The organism is Variovorax sp. P1_G12, from assembly GCF_056405555.1.
On sequence record NZ_JBFUBW010000009.1, the window covers coordinates 171,020 to 184,007 of the forward strand.

17 protein-coding genes and 1 tRNA gene are annotated in these 12,988 nt (G+C 68.8%); 8 read left to right on the forward strand and 10 right to left on the reverse strand.

The window, feature by feature from the left end; translation table 11 throughout:
- Positions 1 to 218: 218 nt before the first annotated feature.
- Positions 219 to 989, reverse strand: a complete 771-nt coding sequence (locus tag AC1D2O_RS12795; RefSeq protein ID WP_478157121.1) for a BON domain-containing protein — start codon at positions 987 to 989, stop codon at positions 219 to 221.
- A 193-nt stretch (positions 990 to 1,182) separates the two neighbouring features.
- On the opposite strand from AC1D2O_RS12795, the gene AC1D2O_RS12800 reads away from it, so the two are divergent.
- Positions 1,183 to 2,655, forward strand: coding sequence for a patatin-like phospholipase family protein (locus AC1D2O_RS12800; protein WP_478157122.1), 1,473 nt, complete (start codon positions 1,183 to 1,185; stop codon positions 2,653 to 2,655).
- Between the two features lie 10 nt (positions 2,656 to 2,665).
- Here the strand turns inward: AC1D2O_RS12800 and AC1D2O_RS12805 are convergent, their stop codons facing one another.
- Together AC1D2O_RS12805 and AC1D2O_RS12810 are read right to left on the reverse strand one after the other, a co-directional pair.
- Positions 2,666 to 3,301, reverse strand: coding sequence for an SIS domain-containing protein (locus tag AC1D2O_RS12805; RefSeq protein WP_478091696.1), 636 nt, complete (start codon positions 3,299 to 3,301; stop codon positions 2,666 to 2,668).
- Positions 3,302 to 3,449: 148 nt separating this feature from the next.
- Positions 3,450 to 3,848, reverse strand: coding sequence for a YraN family protein (locus tag AC1D2O_RS12810; RefSeq protein ID WP_478091697.1), 399 nt, complete (start codon positions 3,846 to 3,848; stop codon positions 3,450 to 3,452).
- Here AC1D2O_RS12810 and rsmI point away from each other — a divergent pair.
- Together rsmI and AC1D2O_RS12820 are read left to right on the forward strand one after the other, a co-directional pair.
- Complete coding sequence (gene rsmI / locus AC1D2O_RS12815) at positions 3,848 to 4,795, forward strand: 16S rRNA (cytidine(1402)-2'-O)-methyltransferase (RefSeq protein ID WP_478157124.1); 948 nt, start codon at positions 3,848 to 3,850, stop codon at positions 4,793 to 4,795. The two genes, AC1D2O_RS12810 and rsmI, sit on opposite strands and share 1 nt — an antisense overlap.
- Before the next feature lie 94 nt (positions 4,796 to 4,889).
- A complete protein-coding gene (locus AC1D2O_RS12820) occupies positions 4,890 to 5,384 on the forward strand; it encodes a macro domain-containing protein (protein WP_478091699.1) in 495 nt (164 codons plus the stop codon).
- Positions 5,385 to 5,406: 22 nt separating this feature from the next.
- Here the strand turns inward: AC1D2O_RS12820 and AC1D2O_RS12825 are convergent, their stop codons facing one another.
- Positions 5,407 to 6,135: a glutathione S-transferase gene (locus AC1D2O_RS12825; RefSeq protein WP_478157125.1), complete on the reverse strand. Its 729-nt coding sequence runs from the start codon at positions 6,133 to 6,135 to the stop codon at positions 5,407 to 5,409.
- Positions 6,136 to 6,474: 339 nt separating this feature from the next.
- Here AC1D2O_RS12825 and AC1D2O_RS12830 point away from each other — a divergent pair, with 339 nt between their 5' ends.
- Together AC1D2O_RS12830 and AC1D2O_RS12835 are read left to right on the forward strand one after the other, a co-directional pair.
- A complete protein-coding gene (locus AC1D2O_RS12830; protein ID WP_478091706.1) occupies positions 6,475 to 7,083 on the forward strand; it encodes an N-acetyltransferase in 609 nt (202 codons plus the stop codon).
- Positions 7,084 to 7,175: 92 nt separating this feature from the next.
- The gene (locus AC1D2O_RS12835; protein WP_478157127.1) at positions 7,176 to 7,499 is read left to right on the forward strand and encodes a c-type cytochrome; all 324 of its coding nucleotides are present in this window, start codon (positions 7,176 to 7,178) and stop codon (positions 7,497 to 7,499) included.
- Between the two features lie 13 nt (positions 7,500 to 7,512).
- On the opposite strand, the gene AC1D2O_RS12840 is transcribed toward AC1D2O_RS12835, so the two are convergent.
- The 3 genes from AC1D2O_RS12840 to AC1D2O_RS12850 are packed head-to-tail and all read right to left on the reverse strand — an operon-like array spanning position 7,513 to position 8,477.
- Positions 7,513 to 7,848, reverse strand: coding sequence for an SMR family transporter (locus AC1D2O_RS12840; RefSeq protein WP_478091702.1), 336 nt, complete (start codon positions 7,846 to 7,848; stop codon positions 7,513 to 7,515).
- A 15-nt stretch (positions 7,849 to 7,863) separates the two neighbouring features.
- Positions 7,864 to 8,145 carry a hypothetical protein gene (locus AC1D2O_RS12845; protein ID WP_478157128.1) on the reverse strand — a complete coding sequence of 94 codons (282 nt, stop codon included), beginning with the start codon at positions 8,143 to 8,145 and terminating at the stop codon, positions 7,864 to 7,866.
- 5 nt (positions 8,146 to 8,150) lie between these two features.
- Positions 8,151 to 8,477: an antibiotic biosynthesis monooxygenase gene (locus AC1D2O_RS12850; RefSeq protein ID WP_478157130.1), complete on the reverse strand. Its 327-nt coding sequence runs from the start codon at positions 8,475 to 8,477 to the stop codon at positions 8,151 to 8,153.
- Between the two features lie 93 nt (positions 8,478 to 8,570).
- Here AC1D2O_RS12850 and soxR point away from each other — a divergent pair, with 93 nt between their 5' ends.
- Positions 8,571 to 9,041, forward strand: a complete 471-nt coding sequence (gene soxR / locus AC1D2O_RS12855) for a redox-sensitive transcriptional activator SoxR (RefSeq protein WP_478157132.1) — start codon at positions 8,571 to 8,573, stop codon at positions 9,039 to 9,041.
- Between the two features lie 46 nt (positions 9,042 to 9,087).
- The gene (locus AC1D2O_RS12860; RefSeq protein WP_478157133.1) at positions 9,088 to 9,966 is read left to right on the forward strand and encodes a methyltransferase, TIGR04325 family; all 879 of its coding nucleotides are present in this window, start codon (positions 9,088 to 9,090) and stop codon (positions 9,964 to 9,966) included.
- Between the two features lie 87 nt (positions 9,967 to 10,053).
- On the opposite strand, the gene AC1D2O_RS12865 is transcribed toward AC1D2O_RS12860, so the two are convergent.
- The 3 genes from AC1D2O_RS12865 to AC1D2O_RS12875 form a co-directional block, all read right to left on the reverse strand.
- Complete coding sequence (locus AC1D2O_RS12865) at positions 10,054 to 10,656, reverse strand: hypothetical protein (RefSeq protein ID WP_478092180.1); 603 nt, start codon at positions 10,654 to 10,656, stop codon at positions 10,054 to 10,056.
- A 167-nt stretch (positions 10,657 to 10,823) separates the two neighbouring features.
- A tRNA-Arg gene (locus tag AC1D2O_RS12870) sits at positions 10,824 to 10,898 on the reverse strand.
- A 40-nt stretch (positions 10,899 to 10,938) separates the two neighbouring features.
- Positions 10,939 to 11,577, reverse strand: a complete 639-nt coding sequence (locus AC1D2O_RS12875) for a TetR family transcriptional regulator (RefSeq protein ID WP_478157135.1) — start codon at positions 11,575 to 11,577, stop codon at positions 10,939 to 10,941.
- A gap of 165 nt (positions 11,578 to 11,742) precedes the next feature.
- On the opposite strand from AC1D2O_RS12875, the gene AC1D2O_RS12880 reads away from it, so the two are divergent.
- Entirely contained in the window at positions 11,743 to 12,978 is a 1,236-nt protein-coding gene (locus tag AC1D2O_RS12880) for an efflux RND transporter periplasmic adaptor subunit (protein WP_478092177.1), read from the forward strand.
- The last annotated feature ends 10 nt before the right edge of the window (positions 12,979 to 12,988 follow it).

Below are 12,988 nucleotides of genomic sequence, written 5' to 3' on the forward strand. Positions count from 1 at the left end.
CACGCTCCCCCACTTCGTGTGGGTCGCTGCCCCCCGAGGGGGCCGCAGGCCGCCTTGGGGCGGCCCGGCGCCGGCCTGAGGGCCCCCACGCTCCCCCACTTCGTGTGGGTCGCTGCCCCCCGAGGGGGAAGTCGCAGGCCGCCCGTCAGCGCGAAGCGCGGACTTCGCCGCGCTGGCGGCCCGGCGCCGGCCTGGGCGCGGCCCTCCAAAGGGGCCGATCAGCGCACCGGTGAGGTCGTGACGCCGCCGTTGGCCGGCGGCTGCGACGACGAGGGCAGCGGCGGCAGCGGCTCCATCGGCGGCAGCGGCACGCTCGAACGCGAGGCCGGTGCGCTGCCCGACGCGCCGGTGCCGCCTGGCTGGGACTGTTGCTGCAACTGGTTCTGCAGCTCGGTCTCGGTGACGATCTCGACCACGCGCACCACCTTCGTGACGCCCGAAACGCCGCGCGCGATGTCGGTCGCGCGATCGGTCTCGCGGCGGGTCGCGATGCCCATCAGGTAGACCGTGCCGCGCTCGGTCACGACCTTGAACGAATTGGCGAAGATGTCCTTGGCATCGAGCAGCGAAGCCTTGACCTTGCCGGTGATGAAAGTGTCGTTGGAGCGATCCTGGAAGGTGGTCGGCGGCCCGACCACCAGTTCGTTGACCACCGTTCGCACGTTGTCGACCCGCCGCACCACGTCCTCGACGCGGCGCTTGTCGGCTTCGCTGCCGACCGTGCCCGTCAACAGCACCTGGCGGTTGAAGCTGGTGATGCTCACGTACATGTTGTCGTTCGCGATCTCGCGCACACGGGCGCCGCCGCGCAACTCGATGGCCTGGTCGTCGACCTGCGCGCCCGAGCTGCGGCGGTCGGTCGCCACCATGCCGACGCCGGCGGCCGCAGCCCCGCCCACCACCAAAGGCACGCAGGCTGTGAGGCCGGCGACCAGTACGGCGCCTGCGGTCAATGCCATCGCGATGCGTTGAGTGGATGTCGTCGTCATGGGGTAAAGCCTTCCGGTGCGTTGTGTCCGCGACGAGTTTAGCCCAGGGGATTTCGATCCTCCGTGACGGCCCGTCCTCGCTCATTCGGGCAGGCTGCAGGTCGCGCCGCTTGCCTACAATTTGCCGCGCGGTCGATGGCGCAAATGTTGCAACGCCTGCATCCGGCAAGCCCCGCTCGAGCAAGGAAGACACGTGAATCAATCTGTTGTGCGATCGCTGATCCTGAGGCCGATGGCCGGCGCCTTCGCGGCCCTGTTGCTGGCCGGATGCAACGCCCTGGCGCCGGTCAACCCGCCCATCGCCCAGGTCGACCTCGACAGCGGCTACCGGGTCAACCGGCTGCTCAAGCGCCAGCATGAAGGCGTCAAGAACGATCCCCACACCCTCTTCCTGCTGACCTTCTCCGGCGGCGGCACGCGCGCGGCAGCGTTCTCGTACGGCGTGCTCGAGGAGTTGCGGCGCACCGACGTCGTGGTGCAGGGCGAGCAGCGAAATCTGCTGGCCGAGGTGGATGCGATCGCCGGGGTCTCGGGCGGCAGCTTCACCGCGCTGGCCTACGCGCTCTACGGCGACCGCCTGTTCACCGAGTACGAGCCCCGCTTCCTGAAGCGCGACGTGCAGGGCACGCTGACGCTGCGCGCCCTCAATCCGCTCAACTGGTTCAACCTCGGCAGCGGCCTGTACGGGCGCTCCGAGCTGGCGGCCGACTACTACGACGAGATCCTGTTCAACGGCGCCACCTTCGCCGACCTGATCAAGCAGCCGACGCCCGTGACCGCAGTCACCGGCACCGACCTCTCGACCGGCGCCCGCTTCCCCTTCTCGCAGGACCACTTCGACCTGCTGTGTTCCGACCTCGGCACCGTGCGCCTGGCGCGGGCCGCCGCCACCTCCTCGGCCGTGCCCGCCGTGCTCTCGCCCGTGACGTACCACAACTACGGCGGCAGATGCGGCGCGGCCATGCCGGCCTGGGTCCACGACGTCACCAAGCCGGGCGGGCCCGAACGTCCGGCCGGCCGGGCCCTGCTGCGCTATCGCGACATCAAGAGCTTCGAGGACAGCAAGAACCGGCCGTACCTGCACGTGGTCGACGGCGGCGTCTCCGACAACCTGGGCCTGCGCGGCCTGCTCGAGGCGCTCGAGGAGATGGAAGCCAGCCCGGCCTTCCAGCGCGAAGTGGGGCTCGCATCGATTCAGCGCATCGTGGTCGTGGTGGTCAACTCGCGCTCGGCGCCGGCCTCCGACTGGGACCGCCGGGCGCGCGCGCCGGGCATCGTCGCGCAGCTGCTGCAGTCGTCGAGCGTGCCGATCGACCACTTCTCCTATGAATCGGTCGAGTTGCTGAAGGACATCGCGCAGCGCTGGGCCGACAAGCGCGAGCTCGAGGTGGCCGAGCTCCGGCTTTCGGGCCTGTCGCGCGCGCAGGCCGAGGCCTCGGTGCCCAAGCTGCGCTTCGACGCCATCGACGTCAGCTTCGACGCCATCGAGGACCCCAAGGAGCAGCGCTATTTCATGGACCTGCCGACCAGCTTCGTGCTGTCGAGCGACGAGGTCGACCGGCTGCGCGCACTGGGCGGCCGGCTGCTGCGCGAAGCGCCGGGCTATCGCGAACTGTTGCAGCGGATCAGCGACAGCAACGCGACCGCCAAGGCCGCGGCGCAGTAGCCGGGCGCGCTCAGGGCGACAGCAGGGACGAGTCGCTGTCCTGGTCGCCGAGCAGTTGCGCGTCCACACCGTCGCACAGGCAGTGCAGCGCCAGCAAGTGGACCTCGTGGATGCGCGCGGCGCGCTCGTGGGGCACGCAGACCTGGACGTCGGTCTCGCGCAGCGCGCGGCCCACGGCCCCGCCGGTACCGCTGCCGGTGGGGGCGGCGTTGCCGAGCAGCGCCACCACGGTCATGTCGCGCGCATGCGCCGCCTCGACCGCCGCCAGCACCGCGGCGGACTGGCCGCTGACGCTCAGCACCAGCAGCACGTCGCCGGCCTGGCCCAGTGCGCGAACCTGGCGCGCGAAGCGATCGGCGCCCAAGGACTCGGCCGTGTCTGCGGCGGGATCGGTGGCGTCGCCGGGCAGTGCGATCGCCGCCAGCTCGGGTCGATCGCGCTCGAAGCGGCCGACGAACTGCGCCGCGAACTGGGCCGCCAGGAAGCCGGAAACGCCGGCGCCGCAGGCGAGGATCTTGCCGCCGCTGGTGACGCAGGCCAGCAGCGCCTGCATGGCCTGGGAGATCGGTTTTCCGAGCAGCGGCCCGGCCTGGTATTTGAGGTCAGCACTGTCGATGAAGTGCTGCTGAATCCGTTGCTCTAGCATGAAGGGAATATAGCTCGCCCCCAGGTTGCCCCGCACTGCGTGTCGGGGCGCCCACCCCCTGCCGGGGGCAACACCGGCGGACTGGCAAAGCCAGATCCGCGGTGTTTCACCAACAGGCCCTGGCGTCGCCGGGCCGGGGTCGCTTGCGCTATCCGGCGTCGAAGGCGGCCTGAAGCCAGGTAATGCGCTCTTCGACCAGCACGACGTCGAAACGGCAGGGCGGCAGCACGCGCAACCGGCTGATGTAGTGCCGCGCCGCGAAGACGATGCGGCGCTGCTTCACGCCCGTGATGCTGCCGGCGGCGCCGCCATGCGTCGCGCTGGCACGACCGCGAACCTCGACGAACACCAGGGTGCCGTCGCGCGGATCGCGCATGATGAGGTCGATCTCGCCGCCGCCGCGGCCGGGGGTTCGATAATTGCGCGCGACCAGGCCGAGCCCGGCCGCCTGCAGGTGCTCGAGCGCCGCGTCTTCGGCCGCGTCGCCGCGCTGCTTGGTCGTCGGCTGCGATGTCCGCCCTGCCGCCTTGTTCTGGAGATAAGCCATTGACTTCCATCGCCCCCGCTTCATTCGGCGCCGCCCTGCTCGCCGCGCGCGATGCCGCGGGTGCGCAGCATTATCCGCAGGCCACGCTCTACGTGGTCGCCACGCCGATCGGCAACCTGGCGGATATCACGCTGCGCGCACTGCACGTGCTGCAACTGGTCGACGCGGTCGCCTGCGAGGACACGCGGCACACGCAGAGCCTGCTGCGCGCCTACGGCATCGACCGCCCGGGCGCGCAACTTCTGGCCCTGCACCAGCACAACGAGAGCGAGGCGGCGCAGGCAGTGATCGCGCGGCTGGGCGCGGGCGAGCGCATCGCCTACGTCAGCGACGCCGGCACGCCGGGCGTCAGCGACCCGGGCGCGCGCCTGGTGGCCGCGGTGCGCGAAGCCGGCCACCGCGTGCTGCCGCTGCCCGGCGCGAGCAGCGTGACCACCCTGGTCGGCGCCGCCGGGCTGGTCGCTGCGGGCGACCCGGGCAGCGGCTTCGTGTTCGCCGGCTTCCTGCCGAGCAAGGCGGGCGAGCGCGATGCCGCGGTGCTGCTGCTGGCCGACGAGCCTCGCAGCGTGGTGCTGCTCGAAGCGCCGCATCGCATCGAGGCGCTGGCGCGTTCGCTCGCCAGCCTGGGCGAACGCAAGGTGACCGTGGGCCGCGAGCTCACCAAGCAGTTCGAGGAGATCGCGACCGTCGCCGCCGCCGGCCTGCCCGACTGGTTCGCCGCCAGCCGCGACCGCACGCGCGGCGAGTTCGCGCTGGTGCTGCACCCGAAGCCCGCGGCCGCCGAGGACGGCGCGGAGGGCGAACGCGTGCTGCGCCTGCTGCTGGCCGAACTGCCGGTCAAGAGCGCGGTGCGGGTCGCGGCAGAGATCAGCGGCGCGCCGCGCAATGCGCTCTATGAAGCGGCACTGCGCATGCGCAAGGACGGCGACGAGGCCGTCGAAACCTAGCGCGCGCCGCTGCAGGGATCGCCGCTTGCTTGACCCAGGTCAGAGCGCTGCGCCGGCGCGCGGACTATGGTCAGGCAACCATCCAGGAGCACCCATGTTGCATGAAGTCAGCGGCGATATTCTTCTTTCCAGGGCACAGGCCATCGCGCACGGTGTCTCGCCCAACGATTCGTTCAATTCCGGCCTCGCGCTGGCGCTGCGCGAAAACTGGCCCTCGCTGTACAAGGATTTCCGCCACTATTGCCAGACCCGCCACCCGCAACCGGGCGAGCTGTGGACCTGGACCAACGCGGAAGGCCAGCGCGTGATCAACCTCATGACGCAGGACGCCGCATACGACTCCGGCGCCAAGCCGGGCAAGGCGACGGTCGAGCGCGTCAACCACACGCTGCGGGCGCTGCGCAAGCTGGTCGAGGAAGAAAAGGTCGCCAGCCTCGCCCTGCCGCGCCTCGCCACCGGCGTCGGCGGCCTCGACTGGAAGGACGTCGCGCCGCTGGTCGAGCGCCACCTGAGCGACCTCGAGATCCCGGTCTACCTGTACACGACCTACCGCAAGGGCGTCGCCGCCGAGGAAACGGCGGTCCGCTGATCCGGGGCGGCGGCCCCGCCGCTCAGCTGTCGAGCTCGGGGTAGGCGCGGAAGATGCCGTCCTCATTGAAGGCGATCCGCCGCGGACTGCGCAGGTAGTCGTGCACCCGCTGCCGGCGACCCACGTTGGCATGCAGCTTCGCCACCGCCGGCGTGTCGGCCAACGCACGTGCGGCGGCCTTCGGGAAGGCATAGCGCAGCCCCGCCACCAACTGGAACAGCGAGAGATCGGCGTAGGTCAGCACATCGCCGACCAGGTGCAGGTCGCCGGTCGGATTGCGCTCGAGAATTCGCTCGAACCATCCGAGAAATTTCGGAATTCGCTCCTCGCGAAAGGCCTTGGCGCGCGACTGCGCCGCCTCGCGCTGGTCCTCGTAGTAGAGCCCGGTCGACAGCGGATGGTGCGTGTCGTGCGCCTCGGCCACGCAGTCGGCGATGGTCAGCTGGATCTGGTGGGTCCATAGCCCGTCGGCCTCGCCCACGCCCGCAAGCCCGAGGCGCGGCCCAAGATACAAGAGGATCGCCGCGGTCTGGCCGACCACGATGCCGCCGTCGACCAGGAAGGGCGGCGCGAACGAGGGCCGCGGATTGTCCGGGTCGCCGAGCCGGCGTCCCAGGTTCGATTCGCCGCCGCCCTTGGATGGCGGTTCGCGCGCCACGTCGACGTAGTCGGCACCGGCGGCCTCGAGCGCGAGGCGGACGAATTCGCCGCGGCCCTGGATCGTGGGCCAGTAGTGGAGCTGGTAGGTCAAAGCGCCCTCCGCGTGACGATGGGAAGACCGCAAGGATACGGGGGCGGCGTCTCGCCGGGCCCGCTACACTCCGGCTCCATGAGTCCCACGGCTTCCCTCCGCGTCCAGCGGCCCACGGCAACGATTCCGCCCCGCGCGGCGATCGCCGCCGTGCGCGCACGCCGCGTGTCGGTGCTGCTGCCGGACCTCCAGCCGGCCGCAGATTCCTAGGCCCGGCAGTCCGCTTCTTCCCCCTTTCAGCGCAAATATCGACCGCCGGGCATCCAAGCCGCGCATCAGCGGCCGGCTCCACAGGAGTCGGTTCGCGTTCGACTGGAGAAGCTTCTCGTGATCCTCACGATGCCCACCTTGTGGCCCCCCTGGCTTGCGCGCCTGACGGAACTGCGCATCGACGTCCACCACGGCCCGAAGCGGCTCGACGGCGAGATCAGTTCCATCTACGACCGCATCCACAAGCCGGGCGACCGGCTGCACGGCATTCCCGAAATCCCGCTGAACGACCCCGAACTCGTGATCCGCCATCGCGAGGCCGACGGCGAGTTCTACGTCTATGTGGAAGACATCCGCCGCAGGCAGCTGGCCGGCTACACGGTCTTCAACCGGCTGATCGAAGTGCATCGCCGCGCCGACCGCTACGTGCGGGCGCCGCATTCCAAGTACGACCCGCAGTACCAGCGGCGCGGACTGGCCACCGCCGTCTACCGCTGGGGGCTGGATGCCGGCCTGTGCCTGCTCACCGGCGCGCGGCAGTCGCCCGCCGCCCACGCGCTCTGGCACAAGCTCGCGGCCGACTACGAGCTGGGCTACGTCGACCTGCGCGACAAGACGCTGACCTACCTCGGGCGCGAAATCTCGCCGCAGGTGCTGGGCGAGTTGCACACGCGCATGCTGCTGCTCGGGCACGGCTGGACCCTGGCGCGCTTCACGGCCGCGACCGGGATGCGCTGAAGGGCCGGTGCCGTGCATTCCTTTGCGACACAGCGGCAGGCCCCTCCCACCCTAATCGAATTGGCAGACAATCCGGGCCGATGCGCTTGACGATGGCCCGACCCCTGATGTTGATTGCCGGGCTGCTGCTGATGGCAGGGCCGGCCACGGCCGACGAGCGGGCGCAGGCGCTGGCGCGGCAGAACGGCTGCCTGTCCTGCCACGGCATGGTCCACAAGCAGGTCGGCCCCGGCTTCGCGCAAATCGCGGCACGCTACCGCGAGGATGGGGCGGCGCCCTCGCGCCTCGCGGGCAGGATTCGCAGCGGCAGCGTAGGCCACTGGGGCCGCGTCACCATGCCGCGGCAGCCCCGGGTCAACGAGGCCGACGCGACGCTGCTGGCACGATGGGTGCTGGAGCAGCCGTCACCGCCCTGAGGCGGCCTGCCGCTCAATGAGCGACCGATTTCGAGAACGCATTGACGACCACGACACCCGCAATGATGAGTCCGAGACCGACGATCGCCGGACCATCCAGCGACTGGCCGAAGCAGAGCCAGCTCACGAGCGAGATGAGGACGATGCCGACGCCCGACCAGATGGCGTAGGCGATGCCCGTGGGCAGCACGCGCAGCGCCAGCGACAGGAAGTAGAAGGAGATGGCATAGCCGGCCACCGTGGCCAGGCTCGGCCACAGCCTGGTGAAGCTGTCGGAGGCCTTCAGAAAGCTGGTCGCCAGGACTTCCACGACGATGGCCACGGTCAGGTAGACGTAGGTGAGAGACATGCGCGCACTCTACCGTCATCGACACCATCGACCTGCCGATGATGACCGGCCGTCATGCGCCTGGCGGGCCGGTTCGGAGTTCGACTCAGTCGGCCCGAGGGCCGACGCCAGCTCGTGCTCTTCGGCAGGCTTGAGCTGAAGCCTGCCGAGCTCGGCCCGGTAGCAGGGCAACATCAACGCCGCCGTCAGCGCGTGCACATCGTTGCTTCGCGCGAGGTAGTCGTGGCACGCGGCAATGCTTCGATGGATGTCGAGCGCCTGTGCCACGCGGGGGGAAGGTGGCTTGTCGCGGTTCATGGTGATCAAGCGCCGCCGTACAGGCCCATGTCGGCCTTCACCCCGAGCCTTTGCATGAATGCTGGCGGATTGAAGCCTTCCTCGGCGTACCACTTCTGGATCAGGGCCTTGGCCGCCGCCATCGCCTCCGGGCTCGCCCACTCGACCACCGTCGTCACATTGAACTCGCTGGTGTCGCCCAGCTGGGTCAGCACCAGGCTCTGCTTGCATCCCGGCATGGCGCCCAGCGCCTGGTCGACCCAGCGCAAGCGCTCGAGAAAGTCCGCAAGTGCGTCCTGGGGCGCTGCGAACTTGTCGATGCGATACACGGATCCCGATACCTGGCTTGACATTGAAAACTCCTTTGTTTGCGCGCTGGATCGCCCGCAGGACCCGAAGTTTCAAACCTCAAGTAAAGTTGAGGTCAAGCGATTTCGGAGAGATTCATGCTGAAACCAGACGACATCACCACCACGCTCTCGGTCGGCGAAGTGGCGCAGCGTAGCGGCGTGCCCGTGTCCACCCTCCACTTCTACGAGGCCAAGGGCCTGATCAGCAGCCAACGGACCGACAGCAACCACCGCCGCTATCCGCGCGCGGTGCTGCGGCGCGTCGCCTTCATCCGCGTCGCACAGCGCGTGGGCATCGCGCTGTCGGACATCGCCCAGGCCCTGGACACGCTGCCCACGTCGGCCGCGCCCAGCCGAGCGGACTGGGCGCGGCTGTCCGCGAACTGGAGGGCCGAACTGGACGAACGCATGGCGCAGCTCAAGAAACTGCGCGACACGCTGGACGACTGCATCGGCTGCGGATGTCTGTCGATCGACCGCTGCCGGCTGCGCAACCCCCTGGACAAGCTGGCGGCGGAGGGACCGGGCGCGCAACGCCTGTGGGTCAGGCACGAGGCGACCGACTGAGCATCGCCCGATACCGCGGCGACCACGTCGGACCCAAGGAGTCCAGATGTTCTTGCTCAAGACCGTCCGCGCCGTCCGCCGGATGCTGGGTGGGCCTCTTGTTCGACCTGTGCGAGTGCGTTTGAAGCGCCAGCTGTTCCTTTCAAAAGAAGGGGCTCGGTCCTACTATGGTGTGTTCGGCAGCTTCGCCGACGCTCGTGCCTGGCTTCCGCGAAGCAAGGAGTTCGACCATGCCCCGCTGTCGACTCCGCACATCGAAATTCGCTGCAGAATGGTCTTTCCGTACGACTATCCTGTCATGTGGTGGCTTGAGCGCGCATTTCGAGGCGGTGCGACCCGCGTGCTCGACTTTGGTGGCTCGGTCGGCGTGCATTACTACGCCTACCGCCGCTACATCGATATGCCGGCCGCCTTGGCGTGGCGTGTCGTCGAGCTTCCAACGATGGTCTCCATCGGGCGAAGCCTGGCGGCCACGAATGCTGCCGCCGCCTTGTCATTCATCGACGATGATCTGCCGCAGGCGGTCATGGCGGCCGACAGTGACATCTGGCTCTCGGCGGGCGCGATCCACTACATGGAGGACGCGCGACCTGGGCGGCTCCTGGAGCGGTGTGCGGTGCGTCCCAAGCACATCTTGCTGAATAAGCTCCCTCTCTACGAAGGCGAAGACTTCGTGACCTCGCAAAACATCGGCGAAGGTTCATTCGCCCCGCTGCATGTCTTCAACCGAAGGCGCTTCATCAGGGAGATCGAGGAGGTCGGCTACACGCTCTGGGACAAGTGGGCCGTTCCCGAGCGCACCTTGTACCTGACCGGCGATTCGAAACGCACGCTCCCGAGCTTCACGGGCCTGTATTTCATGGACAGCCAACTCATCCCCGACAAGGCGGGAGACCCTCCCTACATAGCGGTCGACTTGCGGTAGACATGGCCGCCAAGCCCGCAGCGCATCGCCGCCGCGATCGAGGAAGGGTCGGGCCAGGCGCCGCGCACGAAGCGCGGCGCCGCGCGCTCACTTCGCCGGTGCCGGCTGCACGCGCAACGCGACCGACTCGGTGATGCTCGCCACCACCTGGTCGCCCACCTTCACCTCGCGCAGCACCTGCGGATCGCGCACGTGCACGTCGGTCAACTGGCCGATGGTCCCCCTGAGCGTGACGATCTTCTTCTTGCGGTCGACGCCGAAGACATTGGCCACGATGGTCGTGCGCGTGGTGGCGACGCCGCCCGGCCGGGCGCCCTTCGCGGCCACGGCGGCCGATTCGGTCTCGACGGTCTCGCGGATGCCGTCGCCGCCCTTGCGCAGCGCCAGGGCGACACCGATGCGGTAGCTCAGACGGACCCGGTCGCCGACCTTGACCTGCTCGAGGTTCCTCACGGCCGGATCGACCCGCAGGTCGGAGATGTTGCCCTTCGGGCCCTTGATCGACACGATGCGGTTCGCCACGTCGACCGCGGTGATTTCGCCGGTGACGGAGAGCACGGCCGAGCCGCCCCGGGCGTCCTCGAGCTCGATGGTTTTCCGGGCCGGCTCGGTCTGCGCGCTGGCGGTGCCGGCGCAAAGGGTCAGCGCGGCGCATGCCGCGATCAAAGCCTGTCTTTGGTAGATGTTCATGTTTGACCTGCGTGGGTGAGTGGGCGCACTCACCGACCTTACGCGCGCGCAGAGGGGCTGTCACTTGCCCTTTGGTGCAAGTGCGGCGCAAAGAAAAACCCGCGACGCCTGTGAACGTGCGGGTTTCTGGTGCTCGAAGACTCGAAGAGCCGATCAAGAGAGGTAACTGGTCCCGCCGCCAGGAATCGAACCTGGATCTCAGCCTTCGGAGGGCCGAATTCTATCCGTTGAAATACAGCGAGAGGTGCTTCCGGAATATCGGAAGCCTCAGATTATCGCCGATCAGCCGGCGCTCGCCACGGTCCGGGTAAATCCAAGCCCCGCGAGGTACACCCGGAAGGTCTGGCGCCCGGTCGCCACGAGGTCGAAGGCGGCCGGATCGAGCAGCCAGTTCTGGATCAGTCCGCTGATCAGCGCGTGCAGCCCCTGGGCCGCCGCCGCCGCCGGGATCGGCAGCCGCTTGCGGGTGCGGCGGGCGTCGGCCACCATCGCCCTCTCGAAGTCGATCAAGCAGGTGTTTCGAGTCGCGAGGTGGCGCAATTGCACCGACTCCATGTCGTGCGTGTACTCGACCTTGTGGGTGGCGATCTCGAACACGCGGCGCACCTGCATGTCGGTGGTCATCAGCTTCAGCGCCTCGACCATCTGGTGCTCGACGTCCTCCAGCGGGCCGACTTTGATGCCGAGCACGGCCTTCGCGACCTCGGCCTCCAGCGGCAGCCTGACGCGTTCCATCATGGCGTTGAAAAGGGCCGCCTTGTCCTTGAAGTGCCAGTAGATGGCGCCCCGGGTCGCGCCGGCCTGGTGCGCGATCTGCTGCAGCGACGTCTGGGAAACCCCCTGGGCCTGGAACAGCACCTCGGCCGCGTCGAGCAGGCGGTTGCGCGTCTCCTGGGCCTCCTCTTTGGTGCGTCTGACCATTTTGTCGTCTCCCCTTCTTAGAATCCATCGCTTGGGCAAGGCCGTCACTATACATCCATGAATGTATGTAAACTACGGCCCTTTTCCCGATAGTCAAGATCGCCGGGTTGCTATAGGCGTCCGCGCGATCGAGCACCGTCCCCGTTCTCCCTTCAAAGGAATCACATGCCCGACTTGCATGTCTCGCGCCCGTTGTTGTTTTCGCCGCGCCTCGCCACCGTTGCCGCCGCCGTCGTGCTCGTCGCACTGACCGCCTGCAGCAAGGGCGAAGCAACGAAAGGCGCCGGCGGCGGTGCCCCGCCCGCGCCCGAAGTCGGCGTGGTGGTCGCGACGCCGACCAATGTCGGCCTGGTGACCGAGTTGCCGGGCCGGCTCGAGGCCTCCCGCGTGGCCGAGGTTCGCGCCCGGGCCGCGGGCATCCTGCTGCAGCGGGTGTTCCAGGAAGGCAGCGATGTCAAGGCCGGCCAGGTGCTGTACCACATCGACCCCGCCCCCTACGCCGCCGCCGCGCGGAGCGCCGAGGCCAGCCTCGCGCGCGCCGAGGCCAACGCAGTGCAGGCGCGGGCCCTGGCCGAGCGCTACAAGCCGCTGGTCGAGGCCAATGCCGTCAGCAAGCAGGAATACCTGAACGCGGTGGCCGCGCAGAAGACCGCCGAGGCCGATATCGCCGTGGGTCGCGCCGCGGTGCAGACTGCCAAGATCAACCTGGGCTACGCGACCGTGACGGCGCCGATCTCGGGCCGCATCGGCCGCTCGCTGGTGACCGAGGGCGCACTGGTGGGCCAGAGCGACGCCACGGCGCTGGCCGTGATCCAGCAGATCAATCCGCTGTACGTGAACTTCACGCAGTCGGCCACCGACGTGCTGCGGCTGCGCCGCGCGCTGCAGGACGGCCTGTTCAAGCGCGCCAGCGGCGGCGACGCGGCCAGCGTGCGCATCGTGCTGGAGGACGGCACCGAATACGCGCAGCCCGGCCGGCTGCTGTTCTCCGACCTGACAGTCGACCAGACCACGGGCCAGATCACGCTGCGCGCCGAGGTGCCGAACCCGAAGGGCGACCTGCTGCCGGGTCTCTATGTGCGCGTGCGCCTCGAGCAGGCCCAGGCCACCAACGCGATCACGGTGCCGCAACAGGCCGTCACTCGCACCCAGCAGGGCGACACGCTCACGGTGGTGGGTGCCGACGGCAAGCTGAGCAAGCGCACGGTGAAGATCAGCGCCGCCCAGAACAATCAGTGGGTGGTGCTCGACGGCCTGAAGGCCGGCGAGCAGGTGATGGTCGACGGCTTCCAGAAGCTGCAGATGATGCCGCCCGGCACGCCCGTGAAGGCGGTGCCGTGGACCGGGCCGAACGCCGCCGCGACCCCGGCGCCTGCCGCCTCGGCTGCGGCCGCGAAGTAAGGAGCCCGCC

Excerpts from the sequence above, each read along its gene's own strand:
- soxR (WP_478157132.1), top strand. The coding sequence starts at position 8,571 with ATGCTGAAACCAGACGACATCACCACCACGCTCTCGGTCGGCGAAGTG.
- AC1D2O_RS12795 (WP_478157121.1), bottom strand. The coding sequence starts at position 989 with ATGACGACGACATCCACTCAACGCATCGCGATGGCATTGACCGCAGGC.
- AC1D2O_RS12820 (WP_478091699.1), top strand. The coding sequence starts at position 4,890 with ATGTTGCATGAAGTCAGCGGCGATATTCTTCTTTCCAGGGCACAGGCC.
- AC1D2O_RS12865 (WP_478092180.1), bottom strand. The coding sequence starts at position 10,656 with ATGAACATCTACCAAAGACAGGCTTTGATCGCGGCATGCGCCGCGCTG.
- AC1D2O_RS12850 (WP_478157130.1), bottom strand. The coding sequence starts at position 8,477 with ATGTCAAGCCAGGTATCGGGATCCGTGTATCGCATCGACAAGTTCGCA.
- AC1D2O_RS12860 (WP_478157133.1), top strand. The coding sequence starts at position 9,088 with ATGTTCTTGCTCAAGACCGTCCGCGCCGTCCGCCGGATGCTGGGTGGG.
- AC1D2O_RS12810 (WP_478091697.1), bottom strand. The coding sequence starts at position 3,848 with ATGGCTTATCTCCAGAACAAGGCGGCAGGGCGGACATCGCAGCCGACG.
- AC1D2O_RS12845 (WP_478157128.1), bottom strand. The coding sequence starts at position 8,145 with ATGAACCGCGACAAGCCACCTTCCCCCCGCGTGGCACAGGCGCTCGAC.
- AC1D2O_RS12835 (WP_478157127.1), top strand. The coding sequence starts at position 7,176 with ATGGCCCGACCCCTGATGTTGATTGCCGGGCTGCTGCTGATGGCAGGG.
- AC1D2O_RS12875 (WP_478157135.1), bottom strand. The coding sequence starts at position 11,577 with ATGGTCAGACGCACCAAAGAGGAGGCCCAGGAGACGCGCAACCGCCTG.
- AC1D2O_RS12840 (WP_478091702.1), bottom strand. The coding sequence starts at position 7,848 with ATGTCTCTCACCTACGTCTACCTGACCGTGGCCATCGTCGTGGAAGTC.
- AC1D2O_RS12880 (WP_478092177.1), top strand. The coding sequence starts at position 11,743 with ATGCCCGACTTGCATGTCTCGCGCCCGTTGTTGTTTTCGCCGCGCCTC.
- AC1D2O_RS12830 (WP_478091706.1), top strand. The coding sequence starts at position 6,475 with ATGCCCACCTTGTGGCCCCCCTGGCTTGCGCGCCTGACGGAACTGCGC.
- AC1D2O_RS12805 (WP_478091696.1), bottom strand. The coding sequence starts at position 3,301 with ATGCTAGAGCAACGGATTCAGCAGCACTTCATCGACAGTGCTGACCTC.